The 15,936-nt window shown below is 50.3% G+C and carries 15 protein-coding genes; all 15 read left to right on the top strand.

Going from position 1 to position 15,936, the window contains the following annotated elements; all coding sequences use genetic code 11:
- The first annotated feature begins 19 nt into the window (after positions 1-19).
- Genes HPY28_RS20230 through HPY28_RS20160 form a run of 15 tightly spaced genes read left to right on the top strand, consistent with a single transcriptional unit; the run spans position 20 to position 15,742 of the window.
- Positions 20-1,915, top strand: coding sequence for a polysaccharide biosynthesis protein (locus HPY28_RS20230; protein ID WP_017250535.1), 1,896 nt, complete (start codon positions 20-22; stop codon positions 1,913-1,915).
- Entirely contained in the window at positions 1,912-3,000 is a 1,089-nt protein-coding gene (locus HPY28_RS20225) for an LCP family glycopolymer transferase (protein WP_173623718.1), read from the top strand. Before HPY28_RS20230 ends, HPY28_RS20225 begins: the two co-directional genes overlap by 4 nt.
- Positions 2,993-3,745, top strand: coding sequence for a YveK family protein (locus HPY28_RS20220; RefSeq protein ID WP_174231271.1), 753 nt, complete (start codon positions 2,993-2,995; stop codon positions 3,743-3,745). Before HPY28_RS20225 ends, HPY28_RS20220 begins: the two co-directional genes overlap by 8 nt.
- Positions 3,720-4,415, top strand: coding sequence for a CpsD/CapB family tyrosine-protein kinase (locus tag HPY28_RS20215; RefSeq protein WP_017250532.1), 696 nt, complete (start codon positions 3,720-3,722; stop codon positions 4,413-4,415). The genes HPY28_RS20220 and HPY28_RS20215 overlap by 26 nt, the downstream gene beginning before the upstream one ends.
- A 23-nt stretch (positions 4,416-4,438) precedes the next feature.
- Complete coding sequence (locus HPY28_RS20210; protein WP_174231270.1) at positions 4,439-5,836, top strand: flippase; 1,398 nt, start codon at positions 4,439-4,441, stop codon at positions 5,834-5,836.
- 15 nt (positions 5,837-5,851) lie between these two features.
- Positions 5,852-6,679: a CDP-alcohol phosphatidyltransferase family protein gene (locus HPY28_RS20205; RefSeq protein ID WP_017250530.1), complete on the top strand. Its 828-nt coding sequence runs from the start codon at positions 5,852-5,854 to the stop codon at positions 6,677-6,679.
- Complete coding sequence (locus HPY28_RS20200; protein WP_174231269.1) at positions 6,624-7,340, top strand: phosphocholine cytidylyltransferase family protein; 717 nt, start codon at positions 6,624-6,626, stop codon at positions 7,338-7,340. The genes HPY28_RS20205 and HPY28_RS20200 overlap by 56 nt, the downstream gene beginning before the upstream one ends.
- Complete coding sequence (locus HPY28_RS20195; RefSeq protein ID WP_174231268.1) at positions 7,341-8,543, top strand: O-antigen ligase family protein; 1,203 nt, start codon at positions 7,341-7,343, stop codon at positions 8,541-8,543.
- Positions 8,503-9,741, top strand: coding sequence for a glycosyltransferase family 4 protein (locus tag HPY28_RS20190; protein WP_371813519.1), 1,239 nt, complete (start codon positions 8,503-8,505; stop codon positions 9,739-9,741). Before HPY28_RS20195 ends, HPY28_RS20190 begins: the two co-directional genes overlap by 41 nt.
- Positions 9,708-10,718, top strand: coding sequence for a polysaccharide deacetylase family protein (locus HPY28_RS20185; protein ID WP_174231266.1), 1,011 nt, complete (start codon positions 9,708-9,710; stop codon positions 10,716-10,718). Before HPY28_RS20190 ends, HPY28_RS20185 begins: the two co-directional genes overlap by 34 nt.
- Positions 10,702-11,349, top strand: a complete 648-nt coding sequence (locus HPY28_RS20180; RefSeq protein WP_174231265.1) for a sugar transferase — start codon at positions 10,702-10,704, stop codon at positions 11,347-11,349. The genes HPY28_RS20185 and HPY28_RS20180 overlap by 17 nt, the downstream gene beginning before the upstream one ends.
- Positions 11,318-12,349, top strand: a complete 1,032-nt coding sequence (locus HPY28_RS20175; protein WP_106836056.1) for a GNAT family N-acetyltransferase — start codon at positions 11,318-11,320, stop codon at positions 12,347-12,349. The genes HPY28_RS20180 and HPY28_RS20175 overlap by 32 nt, the downstream gene beginning before the upstream one ends.
- On the top strand, positions 12,346-13,518 hold the full coding sequence (locus tag HPY28_RS20170; RefSeq protein WP_217444844.1) for a DegT/DnrJ/EryC1/StrS family aminotransferase: 1,173 nt from the start codon (positions 12,346-12,348) through the stop codon (positions 13,516-13,518). Before HPY28_RS20175 ends, HPY28_RS20170 begins: the two co-directional genes overlap by 4 nt.
- Positions 13,511-14,782 (top strand): type III PLP-dependent enzyme domain-containing protein, encoded by a 1,272-nt coding sequence (locus HPY28_RS20165; RefSeq protein ID WP_174231264.1) that lies wholly within the window; start codon positions 13,511-13,513, stop codon positions 14,780-14,782. Before HPY28_RS20170 ends, HPY28_RS20165 begins: the two co-directional genes overlap by 8 nt.
- Entirely contained in the window at positions 14,783-15,742 is a 960-nt protein-coding gene (locus HPY28_RS20160) for an ATP-grasp domain-containing protein (protein WP_174231263.1), read from the top strand.
- Positions 15,743-15,936: the final 194 nt, after the last annotated feature.

The following is a 15,936-nucleotide window of genomic DNA, read 5'->3' as shown; positions in this document are numbered from 1 at the left end:
TCACCTGGAGCGGATGAATATGAGCTACCGGAAGAGAAGATTCTGGTTAAGCTTATCGGACGCAGGAATTATCAGCTTGGCTGTCTGGTTGGCCTGCCTGGTTCGATTTGATTTTTCTTTCGCGGAGATAAGCGAATATCAACCTATGTATTTGATGATGGGCCACGTACTGTTCGTCGTGACAGGCATGCACTTTGCTCAACTCTATCGAGCTGTTTTCCGCTATGTCAGTGTTCGCGAACTGGTCTCGATCATTTTAGCTACGAGCTTTTCCGTTTTAGCTCTCTATCTGGTACTGAAAATGACGTACCTGCTTGGTTGGTCCATCCGATTTCCCACCTCACTTTTTCTCATGACGCTCGCCTTTGTCTTGTTCGGGATCACAGGCTCCCGGTTTGTATGGAAGTGGTGGTATGAAGAGCGGGAGAAAAGAACCCAGGATCGCAGGCGCACATTAATTATCGGGGCAGGTAGCGCAGGTGTGCTCGTAGCCAGGGAGATGAAAACCTCGCCTTTGTCGGAGCTACGTCCAGTGGCTTTTATCGATGATGAGCCCAGCAAACAAAATCTGCGTGTGTACGGCCTGCCAGTTGTAGGGAATCGGGCTGACATCGCCCGCGTCGTGCAACGACTTTCCATATCAGACATCGTGATTGCCATGCCATCCGCTTCCCGGCAGACGATTAAGGAGATTTTCGACATTTGCAAAACGACGAGAGCGAGCGTCAAAATTTTGCCGCATGTAGCAGACATCATCAGCGGAAAAATCACGATGAACATGATTCGGGATGTAGCATTGGAGGATTTATTGGGAAGGGAGCCTGTTCAGGTCAATCTGGAAGAGATTACGGGGTACTTGCGGCAGCAAGTCGTACTTGTGACAGGAGCGGGCGGCTCGATTGGGTCCGAGCTTTGCAGACAAATAGCTAGATTTGGTCCAAGGAAACTGCTTCTCTTGGGGAACGAAGAGAACGGCATTTTTGAAATGAGCCTGGAGCTCTCGCGTTTGTTTCCTGAACAGGAAACGGTCAGCCTGATTGCAGATATTCGTGACAGACAAAGAATTGCTTCGATTATGCATGAGTATCGTCCCGCCGTTGTGTTTCATGCGGCAGCCCACAAGCATGTGCCGTTAATGGAGAACAACCCGTGTGAGGCATTAAAAAATAACATTTTGGGTACGAAAAACGTTGCGGAATGCGCGCTGGAAACCAGCGTTTCTCATTTCATCCTGATCTCGACGGACAAGGCAGTGAATCCAACCAGTGTGATGGGTGCCACGAAAAGGATCGCTGAGCTTCTGATCCAGGGTTATAACCATTTCGGACTTACCCGTTTTGCGGCTGTTCGTTTTGGAAATGTCCTGGGGAGCAGGGGGAGTGTCGTTCCTGTTTTTCTCAATCAAATCCGGGCAGGTGGACCGATTACCATTACGCATCCAGATATGGAGAGATTCTTTATGACCATTCCTGAGGCTGCCCAGCTCGTCATCCAGGCGGGAGCACTCGCTCAGGGAGGGGAGATATTCATTCTCGATATGGGGAAACCGGTCAAAATTGTCGATATGGCCCTCGACCTGATTCGCTTGGCAGGCTTGGAGCCCGGTAAGGATATTCCGGTTGTATTCACGGGAGTTCGTTCGGGTGAGAAGCTGTACGAAGAAATTTTGACGGAGGAAGAAGGCTTGTCGTCTACTTGCCATAATCGCATCTTCATTGGGAAGCCGCTCGATTTTTCCTGGAATGAGCTCTTGGCAGGGATCGCCCGGTTGGAGCAAATTGCAGACAAGGGAGCGACGATGGAGGACAAACAAACCATTATCGAGACTTTGCAAGGGATCGTTCCTGGCTATCAATCCACTTCTTACGTGAAGGAAGAGTCTACGCCAGTCCCTTATCAAGTGGCGATCGGATGAGCGTCAGCAAATGGAAGGAAAAGATTGCCTTGATAAAGTGGAAGCGGCTGCTTGTATGGGGAGGATTGATTTGTCTCATCAGCTTGAGTGGCTATGGTGTGTATGTCTATCTGTCGTTAAAAGAAACGGCCAGTAAAATGTATCTCCCTGTCCGCACGCAGAAATCTGTCGAGGTACCTGTAGCGACTGCACCAGCTACTGTGAGGCAATCGCCGACCGTGAATTCCCAAGAAGCAACTACAACGTCTGCGGCTGAAGTGGAGAACTCCGCTATCTTGTCCAAAGAACCGCTCACTCTGCTGCTTCTTGGCGTTGATGAACGAGAGAATGACAAGGGGCGCTCTGATGTCATCCTCGTACTCTCCGTCAACCCGAAAACGAAATCTGCGTTGCTCCTCAGCATACCGCGTGATACGCGAACCGCTATGGCTCACAAAGGTACTCAGGATAAGATCAATCACGCATATGCATTCGGTGGAGTGCAACAGACAGTAGACACCGTCGAACAGTTTCTCCAATTTCCCATTGATTACGTGGTGACCGCGAATATGGAAGGATTCGCAGGTGTGATCGATGCGCTGGGAGGAGTGGAAGTCAACAACAAGCTTGCCTTTACTTATGCGGATTACACCTTTCCAGTAGGTCCCATCCAGTTAGACGGGAAGCAAGCCTTGGTCTATGCTCGCATGCGCTACGAAGATCCGAGAGGCGACCTCGGGCGCAACGAAAGACAGCAGGAAATCATCAAGGCATTGCTGGACAAAGGTGTAACCCTTGCAGCGCCTACCCGATTGAATGACGTCCTTGCGACGATGGAGAAATACGTGAAAACGAACATGACCTTTGATGTGATGAAACAGCTTGCCTTAAGCTACAGCACGGCAGTTACCTCCGTCGAGACGATTCGTTTGGAAGGAAAGGGTCAAATGATCAATGGAATCTACTACTATATCGTCAGCCCGCAAGAGCGTGAGAGGTTGACCGAGAGTCTTTCAACTTTTCAAAAACAAATCGAACCTCCCGTACAATTGCCGAAAGAAGGAAGTGACAGCATGGCGGGGCAAAGGGGGAAGCAGGATGAATGAGGAGCTTAATCTTCGTGAAATACTTCTGATGTTGTTGAAGCGATGGAAGCTGATCCTTTTGATTACGTCTTTATGCACCATCGGAACAGCGCTCGTGAGCTTCTATTTACTGACACCAATTTATCAGGCGAAGACGGAGATATTAGTGAATCGCTCGCTGGATTCAACCGTAGAGAGCATGTTATCCGTCGCGGAAATTGATTCCAATCTGAAATTGATTGAGACCTATCGGGTGATAATTGAAAGTCCGCGGGTGATGGAGCGCGTGCTCGAAGTGATCGGGGCGGGCGCTACGATGGAGGGTCTGCTGCTTCAAACGAAGGTGGAGCCAGTTAAGGACTCGCAGGTCATTTCCATTACAGTAGAAGATCCGGATCAGGGCAGAGCTGTGCTCATCGCCAATACAATCGCGACGACCTTTCAGGAAGAAGTCGTCAAAATGCTTAGCATGAACAACGTGCATATTTTGGCAGAAGCCCGAAACAATCCGGCGGCCATTCCAGTGAGTCCAAAACCAATCCTCAATTCGGTGATCGCCTTTGTCCTCGGGTTGGCAACATCTATGGTCGTCGTCTTCTTGTTGGTGCAGATAGATACCCGACTTCAATCGGAAAAAGAAGTGGAGGAGTATTTAGGCTTACCTGTACTGGCAACGATTGCGGTGATTGACAAAAAAACGCGGAAGGCATTTCGCCAGCCCAAGGTGGAGGAAGTGAGGAATGAGTATGAGAAGGCAGAAGCCTGATGATCGTTACCAAAAGCTGATCGCCCATTGGGAGCCGCTGTCTCCGCTGGTAGAGGGCTACCGTACCCTTCGCTTAAACATTCAGTTTTCCATGGGCGACAAGCTGATGCAAACGATTTTAGTCACCAGTCCAGGGGCTTCTGAGGGAAAAACGATCACCGCTGCCAACCTGTCCTTGATGATGGCAAAGGATCGCAAAAAAACGGTGCTGCTTGATTTTGACTTGCGCAATCCGCGGGTACATTTCACCTTTGATATGCCGAATCTGTACGGAATTAGTTCTTACTTTTCGGATATGTGCCAGATTGACGATATTATTCAACCATCTGGCGTGTCAGAGCTGTCGATCATTACGGCAGGGCCAATCCCGCATAATCCGGCGGAAATGCTCGGAACGCCACGGCTCTTGGAATTGATGGCATACCTGCGCCACAATTTTGATTTTGTGATTGTCGACAGCCCGCCATTAATCGTAAGCGACGCAATGGTGCTGGCAAGGGAAATGGACGGCTGTGTCATGGTGGTGGATGCAAGCAAGACGAAGCGGGATTCTGCTGTCAAAGCGGTAGAGCAGTTAAAAGCGGCAGGAGCCAATCTGCTCGGTGTTGTTCTCAACAACAAGAAGGTAGGGAAGAGAGAAGGCTACTACGGATATGGGTACAACGCATAGCAGAAAGCGGGGCGTTTGTAAGCATGCATGCCCTCAAATTAGCTTGGCAACGACAATGGAACCGTCTGCATAAAGATCGCGATGTTCACGAAGTGATTCGCGGCTCGGCCTTCACGTTTTTGTTTCGGCTCCTTGGCTTCATACTGCTCTATCTCTTGCAGTTCTACATTGCCAGAGAGTATGGAGCCGAGAGCCTGGGCATCTATTCGCTGACGATTACCCTGATGAACATCGGAATGGTGCTGGCCGTTTTGGGGACGGATACCGCCATAATCCGCTTTCTCTCGGAGTTTCGCGCGAAAGGCTCGCTTTATCAGATTTCCGAAGTATTCAACAAAGTAGTGCTGTGGGCGACGCTGATTTCGATTGTGCTTGGGGTACTTTTGCATGTGTTCTCAGAGCAGGTGTCCGCCTACGTGTTTGCAGGGGAGCTGCCAGCAGAGGCACTGCGAGTCGTCGCGTGGATGCTTCCGTTTGTGTCGCTCGCAAGGCTGTATGCATCTGCGTTTCGGGCACTGCATCGGGTTGTTATCTCGATCACTGTCGATATCGTCGGTATGCGTTTTCTGCACTTGGCGTTTCTTTTCATCGCCATTCCTTTTTTCGAACCCAGTACGATGCTCTTGATTCAACTGCTCGCAGCTGCTGTTATCTTGAATGCTGTCTATGGGATGGGGCAGTGGTATGCGACGAGCCGAGGATTCCGTAATGGTGTAGAGCCGACTACGCGAGAACCTGGCGTTGGCTTGAGGGAAATTATTGCAGTCGCACTGCCCATGTATCTCAGTGCGTCGATGGAATTGATTATGACGTGGACAGATATGATCATGCTGGGCATTTTTACGGATGCAAAAACAGTTGGGGTATACAGTGTGGTCATTCGTCTGGCAATGGTGACGGGCTTTGCGCTGATTTCCATCAATACGATCCTCTCTCCCAAGTTCTCTGAGCTGTACGCACGTAATGATATGGACGGCTTGAAAAAGATGATTGCGTTTGCCAATCGTCTCATTTTCTTCACCTCTGCTCCTCTCAATCTGCTCGTAGCGATATTCGCCGTTCCGTTGCTTACTTTTTTTGGTGAAGAGTTTGCGAGTGAGAGCCTCGTCCTTGTGATTTTGTGTATGGGGCAGTTTGTCAATTTTTGCACAGGCAGTGTCATCCCCTTATTGACGATGACCGGACATCAAAAAACGGCCCGCAATATTCTTGTCTGTTCAGCTGCACTGAACATAATCGGAAACGCTTGTCTCATTCCGCTGTATGGAATTATCGGGGCCGCCATTGCTACTTCGATCAGCCTGATTTGTCGAGATCTTTGTGCTTCGTATTGGGCATCCAAATATTTTGGTTTTCGCACGTGGTATATCCCGTTTTTATCCGAAAAATATTCCGTCTCGCTCTCGGAGACGAGGTCATGAAGAAGGTGGCTTACCGTGAAGGATGAGCTGTATCCGTCTATGTTTTGGGATAGTGAAGAGACCCGCTATTGCCGTGTGCAGGTGCAGAAGCCGTGGAGCAGGGAGGAATTTTGGTCGTACTACTTCACACGACGCATCTCCATCTATGTGAGTTTATTGCTGACCCGAAAAACACAAATATCCCCCAACGCGATTACGATTGGGGGGATTGTCGCCGGACTCCTTAGCGCTGGAGCATTTATGTACGGAACGGCGGCATCCTTTCTGCTCGGCTGCTTCTTCTGTCAGGTGTGCTACTTGGCGGATTGCGTCGACGGAGAAGTAGCCCGCATGCGCAACCAGAAGAGCAAGGGAGGAGAATGGCTGGACATCGGGCTCAACTATGCACTCTATCTGGCGTCATTCGGTGTGATATACGGCATCACGAATCATCACGCGATGTTGAGTCCGTGGCTGCTCTATTTGATTTTGCTCACGATTTTTGCAGAGATATTGGCGACCAATGGCTCCGATCTCGTCTTTAGTCAAGGGAAAATCTCTCACGAAACAGTCTCTATGAGAAAGCGCAGCAAATGGATCGATGCTTTTGTCTTCCTTTTTCTTACCCAAACGGGCTATCAGTTGGGCGTGCTGGTTACCGCATTTCTGTGGGCAATCAGCGGTCAGATGCTATTTTTGCTCCTATGGTCCTTCTACCACCTGTTTGTTGGGCTGGCCAGATCGATGTACAAGCTGAAGCTGAACATCAAATACGTCATGCCATCTCTGAAAGAAGGAGGGGAGTCAGATGAAGGCACTGCTCATGGCAGCAGGTCTCGGGTCACGAATCAACGAGCAAATTGACGGAATTCCCAAGTGCACAGTGGATATCGGAAGCCAAGCGCTCATTGAAAATACGATAGCGGAGCTAAGGCGCCACGGAATTGAAGACATCGCGATGGTGGTGGGCTATCAAGCTAACGTGATTACCGAGTTGCTCAGAGATGAACCTATTCGTTTTTATCACAATCCTTTTTATGATCGGACGAATAGTATGGTGTCCCTCTGGTTCGCCCGCGAGTTTTTGCAAGGAAGCGACTGCTTGCTGTTGAACGCCGACGTTTACTTTGAATCGAAGGTACTGGAAGTCGTGTTGCAAGAGACCGCGTGTCCCGTCATGTATGCTGATCCAGCCCGTTGCTATGAGGGAGATTATAAATTTGGTTATGAAAACGGACTGCTGATTCGTCATGGGAAGGGACTCTCGCTGGAAGAGACAACTGGCGAATACGTTGGAATTGCCAAACTACACGAGAGCTTTCTGCCGATATTTTTGCGTCGATTACAAAGGTTGATTCAGGAGAAGCAGTATGATCTGTGGTGGGAAAATGTCCTCTATTCTTTTTTGGGCGAAAGGAATGTATATGTCGCACGAATACCACCGGGATTGTTTTGGGCAGAGGTTGATACGTGGGAGGATTATCAGCGAATCCTGCAATTCACCAACCATCTGGCGCACAGGTGAATGATGATCAAGGAGAAGCTCTCACCGGACAAGGTTCTACTTTTGCTATATGTGGTGCTCAAGCCCTTCTACTTCTTCCCAAGTGGCAATCCGCAAATCGCCGATTTTATTATGCTCATCTTGATCGGCTACAGCTTCTTGTTTCGCCTGGGTCGCATTAACCGCAGACTCGGACTTTTTCTCTTCCTTACCTTTCTGTTTTTGTACGACATTATGATGGTGAATGGCATATGGACGATTGCACTCGGCGGGGAAATGGATGTATTCAGCTCGACCAAGTGGTATATGTACAACGGCGCCGTGATGCTTGCCCTGGTTATTTTGTTCAGGCGCAACCCTCAAGAGTACGTCAAATGGGTCTTCCTGGCTACGTCCACTTCCTTGCTCATTCAGGCATTCATTCTCGTGTCAGGACTGTCACCGGATAGTGACGAGTTCAGGCAATCCTTGTTCTTCAACAATCCGAACCAGCTCGGCTATTTTGGGCTTTTGTGCATGGGGATATGCCTGCTGTGTGCTCGCTTCGTACCTGTGAAGACCCTACCTCTCTTTATTGCGATCGGCACGGCGTTTAGTATCATTGCAGCATCCTTGTCGAAAGCAGCGATCATTAGTGCTGTAGGGATGTACCTCGTTTTTTTGCTCCTCTCCATCAAAGAACGAACGGGCTTGTTTTGGATGAATCTGCTTTGTGTGCTCATCTCGTCCTTCACTGTCTTCTTCATCTATTTGTACACCAACGAAAACGTACTGAGCGATGCATCTATTTACACACAAATCGAAGAGCGAATGGTATCACTCGGGGAAGATTCGGATGACAATTTGGCGGCGCGGGGCTATGACCGGATTGCCAACCATCCGGAGTACATTTTGTTCGGAGCAGGGGAAGGGATGTACGATCGATTTAACAGCAGCATTTCATTGGAACTCCATTCTACCTTAGCCAATCTGTTCTTCTCCTACGGTGTCATGGGCACGGTGTTGTTCATTCTCATGATTTATGGGGCGGTCCGTGGGCATCGATTGGTTGCTTGGTATCCACTTGTCTTCCAAATTTTGTACGGACTCACTCATAACGGAATTCGCGAAACGTTTTTCTGGATCATGCTCGCGCTGTATTTCGTGACAGCCGAAATCAATACGCGTCAGATCAAAAATGGCGGTGATCTGCTTGAAAAAAATCTTGCAAGTATGCGCAATTGACCGCTCTGTAGAAAGCTTGCTGTTTCCCCTGATTGAAAAGCTGATGGGTGAAGGCTACGAGGTGCATACCGCGTGTTCGGATACGGGGCGCTTTGATGTGTTAACAGCAAAGGGATTGACGCTCAAAAGTATCCCCATTAAGCGAAAGATCGACCCGATTTCCAATTTGGTGACAATTGGGGCATTGTATCGACTAATGAAAAGGGAGAAGTATGATGTCGTGCATGTCCATACGCCGATTGCCGCTGTTCTCGGGCGCGTGGCGGCAAGGCTGGCAGGAGTGCCACATGTCATTTACACAGCACATGGCTACTTCTTTCATGAGGGCATGAGCAAAAGTACGTATCAGATATACTACACGCTGGAAAAATGGTTTGCCCGGCATATGACTGACTATCTTTTACTTCAGAGTCGAGAGGATTACGAGTTGAGCGTGAAGGATAGCTTCTCCTCCAAGACGGAGCGGATTCTGCACATTGGCAACGGCGTTGATCTCACAGAACGCTTTCACCCGCGACACGTAACGAGAGAAAAGGTCAAGTCTATCAAGGCCTCTCTGGGGCTGCGGGATGAGCATGTGGTGATCACCTATGTAGGACGTATGGTCTCGGAGAAAGGGATTTTTGAGCTGTTGGAAGCCTTTCGCAAGCTGGCGGGCGAATTTCCGCGCCTGCGCCTCTTGTTGGTGGGGGACGTGTCTTCCAGTGAACGCGATCAGCGAGGTCAAGACTTCGTAGGGCTTTGCCGCCAGCATCCGCAAATCATTTTGGCTGGATTCCGCACAGACATCCCAGAGCTGATGGCCGCCAGCGATATATTTGTTCTTCCCTCTCATCGCGAAGGACTGCCTCGATCCATCATTGAGGCGATGGCGATGGCAAAACCAATCGTCGCCACGAATATCCGTGGATGTCGGGAAGAAGTCAGGGATGGTGTCAACGGATTTTTAGTAGAACCGAAACAAGTGTGTCCCTTGTATGCAGCCTTAAAAAAGCTCGTAGTTGATTCCAGACTCAGAGAAGCATTCGGGCAGAATAGCCGCAGCATCGCGCTTGAGCACTTCGATGAGCGAACAGTCCTTGCGAAGCAGGTGGCCTTGTTTGCCCAACTGACTGGTCAGCTACGAGAAGAAAGAGGGCAGGAGAAAGGAGGCAGCGGAGAAGATTGGACAAGACGGGAGCATTCGTCATTTCCCTAGACTTTGAACTTTACTGGGGCGTCCGAGACAAGAGAACCATTCAGTCATATGAGCAAAATTTGTTAGGTGTTCGTCAAGTGATCCCCGCACTTTTGGAGCTGTTTGCCAAGTATGAAATGCACGTCACCTGGGCTACTGTCGGTTTTTTGTTTTGCGAGTCGCGCAAGGAGCTAGCAGGCGTCATCCCACGGCATCTCCCGGCGTATTCCGATGATAAGCTGTCACCCTATCCCTATTTGGACACAGATGCGATCGGTGAGCATGAGCAGGTCGATCCGTATCACTTTGCTCCTTCCTTGATCAAGCTGATTTCCTCTTACCCGCATCAATTCATCGGAAGCCACACTCTTTCCCACTATTATTGTCTAGAGCCGGGTCAGACTCCCGCTGCTTTTGCTGCTGACCTTGACTCTTTTCAGAGAGTCACTCGCAAAAAAGGGTACTCATCTTCCAGCATCGTTTTTCCGCGGAATCAGGTACAGCCTGCCTATTTATCTTTGTGCAAGAAAAAGGGGTTCCGTTCCTATCGCGGCAACGAGCAGTCTTGGATGTATCACACAAGAGGGGCTACCGAAGAGACATTGTTCAAACGAGCCATGCGACTGATGGATGCGTATGTAAATCTCTCCGGTCATAACAACTATGAATCATTGCGGCGTAGTCCAGAGGGAATGGTCGATGTTCCATCCAGCCGGTTTTTGCGTCCTTATTCTCCTCGCCTACAGAGGTTGGAAAAATGGCGCATGAAGAGAATCAAATGCGACCTGACTCATACGGCGGAGCACAAGCGCTTGTATCATCTGTGGTGGCATCCGGAGAACTTTGGGAGTCACATCGAAGAGAATTTGTCCTTTTTGGAGGAAATCCTCCAGCATTACGCCATGTTGCGCGAGAGGTACGGCATGCAGAGCCTCAGCATGGAGGAAGCGGCAGCAAAGTGGAATCAACAGGAGGTGCGGCATGAAGTCCTTGTTTGATCGTTGCGTTTCCTTCCTGATGCTCGTCATTCTGTCCCCCTTGATTTTGCTAGTGAGTCTGCTCATCCGCTGGAAGCTGGGCTCTCCGGTTTTGTTTGTACAAGAGAGACCAGGTTTGCACGGAAAACCATTTTTCATCTATAAATTTCGCACGATGACCAATGAACGCGATGAGAGTGGAGAGCTTCTCTCTGACGAGCAGCGACTGGGATCATTCGGAACGCTTATGCGCAAGTATAGCTTGGATGAACTGCCGCAAATATGGAATGTGCTTCGTGGTGAAATGAGCCTCGTAGGACCGAGACCGCTACTGATGGAGTACCTGCCCCTGTACACGCCACGGCAGTTGAAGCGACACGACGTAAAGCCGGGGATTACAGGCTGGGCGCAGGTCAATGGGAGAAATGCGATTGACTGGGAGCAAAAGTTCGAGCTGGACGTCTGGTATGTAGAAAATGGCAGCTTTTTTCTGGATATGCGGATCATCGGTCTGACGATCAAGCGCGTTTTTCAATCGACAGGCATAAATCAGCAGGGCAGCGTCACGGTAGAAGACTTCAGAGGGAGTGAAAACACAGAGCGCGCTGGGAGGGAAGCATGTGAGCCTGATCGTACTTTCGGAACTGGATGATTGGACCGAATATTTGCAACGGTTTTTAAAATTAGATGTGTCCTACACGAAAGAATACGTACAGCTGTACGCCAAAATGGAGCAGGGCACGCCAGAAGCTGTTTTTTTCAAGAGTGGGGAGAACGAGGTTTTCTACCCGTATTTGGTCAGACGTCTGGATGAGTGGATTCCTGGCTATGCCGATTTGGTTTCGATTGGATACGGAGGGCCATTCGTCGTGGGGGGACAGACGGCTGCTCGATTGTTCCAGGAGCAATTCCATGTCTACTGTCGGTACAAAAACTACCTGACGGAAACGGTTCGCTTTCATCCGTTGCTGGGGAATGCGGAGCTGTTCGTGGGTCAAATGCGACTGGATCTGGTGAGAATGGTAACGGCAGTCGATTTGCGCCCCACACTTGCATACATTCGTGCCCACTATACGCAAAACGTGGGACGAAATATGAGGAAGGCCGCAGCAAACGACGTCCGGGTTACATTGGGCGGAACTGATTGGCTTCCTTCTTTTATCCAGTTGCATCGGGAGACGATGGACCGCAACCAAGCCGCGGCGATCTACTACTATGCTCCAGAATTTTTTTTAGGACTCATGAAAAAAACAGCACTGTGCAATCCGCGGCTTCTGCTTGCCATGCATGAGGATCGGCCGGTGGCGGGAGTGCTTTTGCACAGTGGAAATCAATTTGCCCATTATCAGCTAGGGGCATCACATACGGAAGACATGGCGCTTGGCGTCAACCACCTCCTCTTCGACGCCATGATCCAGCAGGCAAAGCTGGATGGAGCGGAGCTGCTTCTCCTTGGAGGAGGGAATCTGGACGGAGATGGCTTGTTCCGTTTCAAGTCCTCGTTTGCAAATGGCAATCATTTTGCTTACTGGATGGGCAAGAAAGTTCACGATGAGGAAGTGTATTTGGCTTTGTGCCAAAAACTACAGGTCGATCAGGCTGGCGAGCAAGATTTTTTTCCTGCCTATCGCAATGGGGGGACGTCGAAATGAGTGTGCAGCAGCGGATCTTTTTATCACCGCCACATATGGGGGAGGACGAGCGGGACTTGGTGGCAGACGCCTTTGCCTCCAATTGGATCGCGCCGTTGGGGGAACACGTCGATGCTTTTGAGAGAGAGATTGCCCAGTATGTGGGCGTAAAAGCTGCACTGGCTGTTTCCTCTGGTACGTCTGCTATCCATCTCGGGCTTAGGCTAGCAGGCGTTGCTCCGGGTGATACGGTGTTCTGCTCCAGTCTCACCTTCGTTGCCAGTGCCAATCCGATTCTGTACCAGGGAGCAACTCCGGTATTCATTGATTCCGAGGAAGAGTCTTGGAATATGTCACCGCTGGCATTAGAGAGAGCCCTGCGGGAAGCGGCAGCAGCGGACAAGTTGCCCAAGGCGGTGGTCATCGTTAATTTATATGGGCAGAGCGCGGAAATGGGGCAGCTGATTGCGCTTTGTGAGCAGTATGGAGTGTGCGTGGTGGAAGATGCCGCAGAATCGTTAGGGGCTGTATACAAAGGGAGAATGAGCGGTGCCTTTGGTCATGTTGGGACCTTTTCATTTAATGGCAATAAAATTATGACGACTTCAGGTGGTGGAATGCTCGTCTCCGATGACGTTGAGGCGATCGAAAAGGCGCGCTTCTGGTCGACGCAGGCGAAGGAGCCAGCCAGGCATTACCAGCATGAAGAGATGGGCTACAACTATCGGTTGAGCAACGTATTGGCGGCAATTGGCCGGGGGCAGCTGCACGTTTTGGAGGAGCGAATCGAGGCAAGGCGAGGGATTTACAAACGTTATGAACAAGCTCTCGGACAATTGCCTGGTATTTCGTTTATGCCAGAGCCGGCGACAGGGCGATCCACACGATGGCTGACGGTGATGACACTGAATCCAGCGGACACACCCCTCTCTGCTACACAACTGATCGATGCACTGGGCAAAGCAAATATTGAAGCCCGTCCCGTGTGGAAGCCGATGCATCTGCAACCGTTGTTCGCGCAGTGCCAATACTATCCGCACCAACCTGATGAGAGTGTATCAGATCGGCTATTTGCCCAAGGTGTTTGCTTGCCGTCCGGTTCCAGCTTGACCGCTGAACAGCAGGAGCGAGTCATCGGTGTTATCACGAACTGCCTCCTGAACCAGGAGCAAGGGGTGCGCCATGTATAGTTATGAGCAGATAGAAAAATGGCGTAGTCTGTGCTCGTCTTCTTTTTACGTACTGGACACAGTGAAGCTCTCCGAGAACTATCGTCGTTTCCAACGGGCTTTTACTCGACGCTATGAGCATGTGGTCGTCGCGTATTCGTATAAGACCAATTATTTGCCGTTTTTATGCCAAAAGCTGCATCAGTTAGGGGCGCATGCAGAAGTCGTTTCTCGACTGGAGTACGAATTGGCACTGAAGCTCGGCGTCGATCCTGCGTCCATCATTTTTAACGGCCCGCTCAAAACGGAAGAGGACATTCACCTTGCCCTGGAGCAGGGGAGCCTGATCAATCTGGATTCCTTTTCGGAAATTCCGTGGGTGGTGGCCTACGCCAAGCGGTATCCCGAGAAGACGTTTCGGATTGGGCTACGGATTAATGTGGATTTGTCCAGGGGTGGAGTCAGTCCTCTGCAAAATGGGTACGAGGTCAGTCGATTTGGCTTTTGCGTCGAAAACGGCAATTTGGAAAAAGCCCTGAGCCATTTGGCTGTCGCCCCGAATGTGCATGTAGTCGGGTTACATGGACACTTTTCCACCAATCGCAGTGTCGGTGTGTATCGCCAAATTGCGCGCCATCTATGCCGTGTGGGGAAGCAGCTTCTGGGCGAGCGGCTTGCTTTTCTCGATATGGGAGGCGGATTCTATGGCGAGCTCCCGACCTCGTTTGGGATGACGACTGCACCAACCTTTGAGGAGTACGCCGAAGCGATTACGTCAGTTATGAAGGAGGAGCTGGCAGAGCTGGATCATGCGCCGTTGCTAATTCTGGAGCCAGGTATTTCACTCGTGGCAGATGCCCTTGATTTCGTGTGCCAAGTCATCGATGTAAAAGAAAACAGAGGAGAGCGGTTTGTTCTCGTGGATGGAAGCATTCACAATATCAAGCCGACGATGCACGCGCACCTCTTGCCAGCCCGACTTGTGTGCAACCGCAAGTCAGTTCCCGAAGCGAGCTATCATGTTGTCGGGTATACGTGCATGGAAAAAGATTATTTGCTTCAAGGCTACACGGGGCCTCTGCCTGATATCGGGGATTATTTTGTCTTCGGACACGTAGGGGCGTATACGCTTGTCTTTAATCCACCTTTTATTCGGGAGAGGCCGCCGGTTCTCGCCATCGATGGAAAAGAAGCGATCATTGTCAGAGGAAAAGAGACTCTCCAACAATTCATTCCCGAATCGGTTTATCGTTTTCACGTTGACAAGCAGGGGGTCGTGAACTGAATGAACGTACTTGTGACCAGTGTAGGCAGGCGAGTCAAGCTGCTCCACTATTTTGTACGAGAATGGGGTGACACTGGCAAAATCATCGCAGTCGATTGTGATCCGACGGCCCCCGCCCTGTACGCTGCTCATTATCATGAGCAGGTGCCGCGTATTGATGATCCTGGTTATCTCGATGCCCTGCTACAAATTTGCCAACGGTACGAGATCAAGGCAATCCTCTCCTTAATTGACCCTGAGCTGACACTGTTGGCTGCGCATGCAGATCGGTTCTACATGGAGGGCATCGAGGTAATCGTGTCCAGCCGGGATGTAATCGAGATGTGCTTGGATAAATGGGCAACGTATGAGTTTGTGTCCGCGCATCAGATTCCCGCCATTCCCACCTTTACCAAAATGGACGAGGTACAAGCAGCGCTTTTTGCAGGGCAGATTATGTATCCATTGATCGTCAAGCCGCGGTATGGAAGTGCCAGTTTGGGCATCACACGTGTGGAGAATGATCAAGAATGGTCCGCGCTCATGGAAAAAACGGAGGATGTCGTCATTCAACCGTTCTTACAGGCAGAGGAGTACGGAGTGGATGGCTATGTGGATCTGATCTCGGGAGAGCTGGTGACACTTTTCACCCGCAAAAAGCTGCGAATGCGGGCGGGGGAGACGGATCGCTCCCTCGCGGTAAAAGATCCGCGTTTGCTATCACTAGCGAAGGAACTCATTCGTGTCCTAGAGCCGCGTGGGCCAATTGACATCGATTGTTTTTTGGTGGGAGATCAGTACGTTGTGTCGGAGATCAATCCCCGTTTTGGCGGCGGATATCCGCATGCGCACGAAAGCGGAGTGAACAGCGTGCGTGCGCTTCTTCAAAACATAAAGGGTCTGGTGAATGTGCCAAAAGTGGGGGAGTACAAGGAAGGAAGCATCATGATGAAATACGATGAGGTCATGCTGCTGGAATGAACGCAACCATCGGCATTCATGAGCGGAGCATGGGCAGGAAGCAAAACGGAGTTCCTGCCCTCTCCCTGCTTTCCGGCACCAACACTTTATAATACCAGTAACAGTATATTTCTCTACTGTGCTACAATCATAGTTGGGCGAGTCGCTCATTCGATTGAAGGTCAGGAGTGTTACTTGTTATGGTTATGATCCAG

This window comes from Brevibacillus sp. HB1.2 (assembly GCF_013332495.1).
In the GTDB taxonomy this organism is placed as follows: Bacteria; Bacillota; Bacilli; order Brevibacillales; family Brevibacillaceae; genus Brevibacillus; species Brevibacillus porteri.
This window is presented reverse-complemented; position numbering and strand designations above follow the sequence as displayed.

Coding starts and splice junctions, on each gene's coding strand:
- HPY28_RS20215 (WP_017250532.1), top strand. CDS start 3,720: ATGAGTATGAGAAGGCAGAAGCCTGATGATCGTTACCAAAAGCTGATC.
- HPY28_RS20180 (WP_174231265.1), top strand. CDS start 10,702: ATGAAGTCCTTGTTTGATCGTTGCGTTTCCTTCCTGATGCTCGTCATT.
- HPY28_RS20210 (WP_174231270.1), top strand. CDS start 4,439: ATGCATGCCCTCAAATTAGCTTGGCAACGACAATGGAACCGTCTGCAT.
- HPY28_RS20230 (WP_017250535.1), top strand. CDS start 20: ATGAGCTACCGGAAGAGAAGATTCTGGTTAAGCTTATCGGACGCAGGA.
- HPY28_RS20165 (WP_174231264.1), top strand. CDS start 13,511: ATGTATAGTTATGAGCAGATAGAAAAATGGCGTAGTCTGTGCTCGTCT.
- HPY28_RS20160 (WP_174231263.1), top strand. CDS start 14,783: ATGAACGTACTTGTGACCAGTGTAGGCAGGCGAGTCAAGCTGCTCCAC.
- HPY28_RS20200 (WP_174231269.1), top strand. CDS start 6,624: ATGAAGGCACTGCTCATGGCAGCAGGTCTCGGGTCACGAATCAACGAG.
- HPY28_RS20220 (WP_174231271.1), top strand. CDS start 2,993: ATGAATGAGGAGCTTAATCTTCGTGAAATACTTCTGATGTTGTTGAAG.
- HPY28_RS20225 (WP_173623718.1), top strand. CDS start 1,912: ATGAGCGTCAGCAAATGGAAGGAAAAGATTGCCTTGATAAAGTGGAAG.
- HPY28_RS20170 (WP_217444844.1), top strand. CDS start 12,346: ATGAGTGTGCAGCAGCGGATCTTTTTATCACCGCCACATATGGGGGAG.
- HPY28_RS20195 (WP_174231268.1), top strand. CDS start 7,341: ATGATGATCAAGGAGAAGCTCTCACCGGACAAGGTTCTACTTTTGCTA.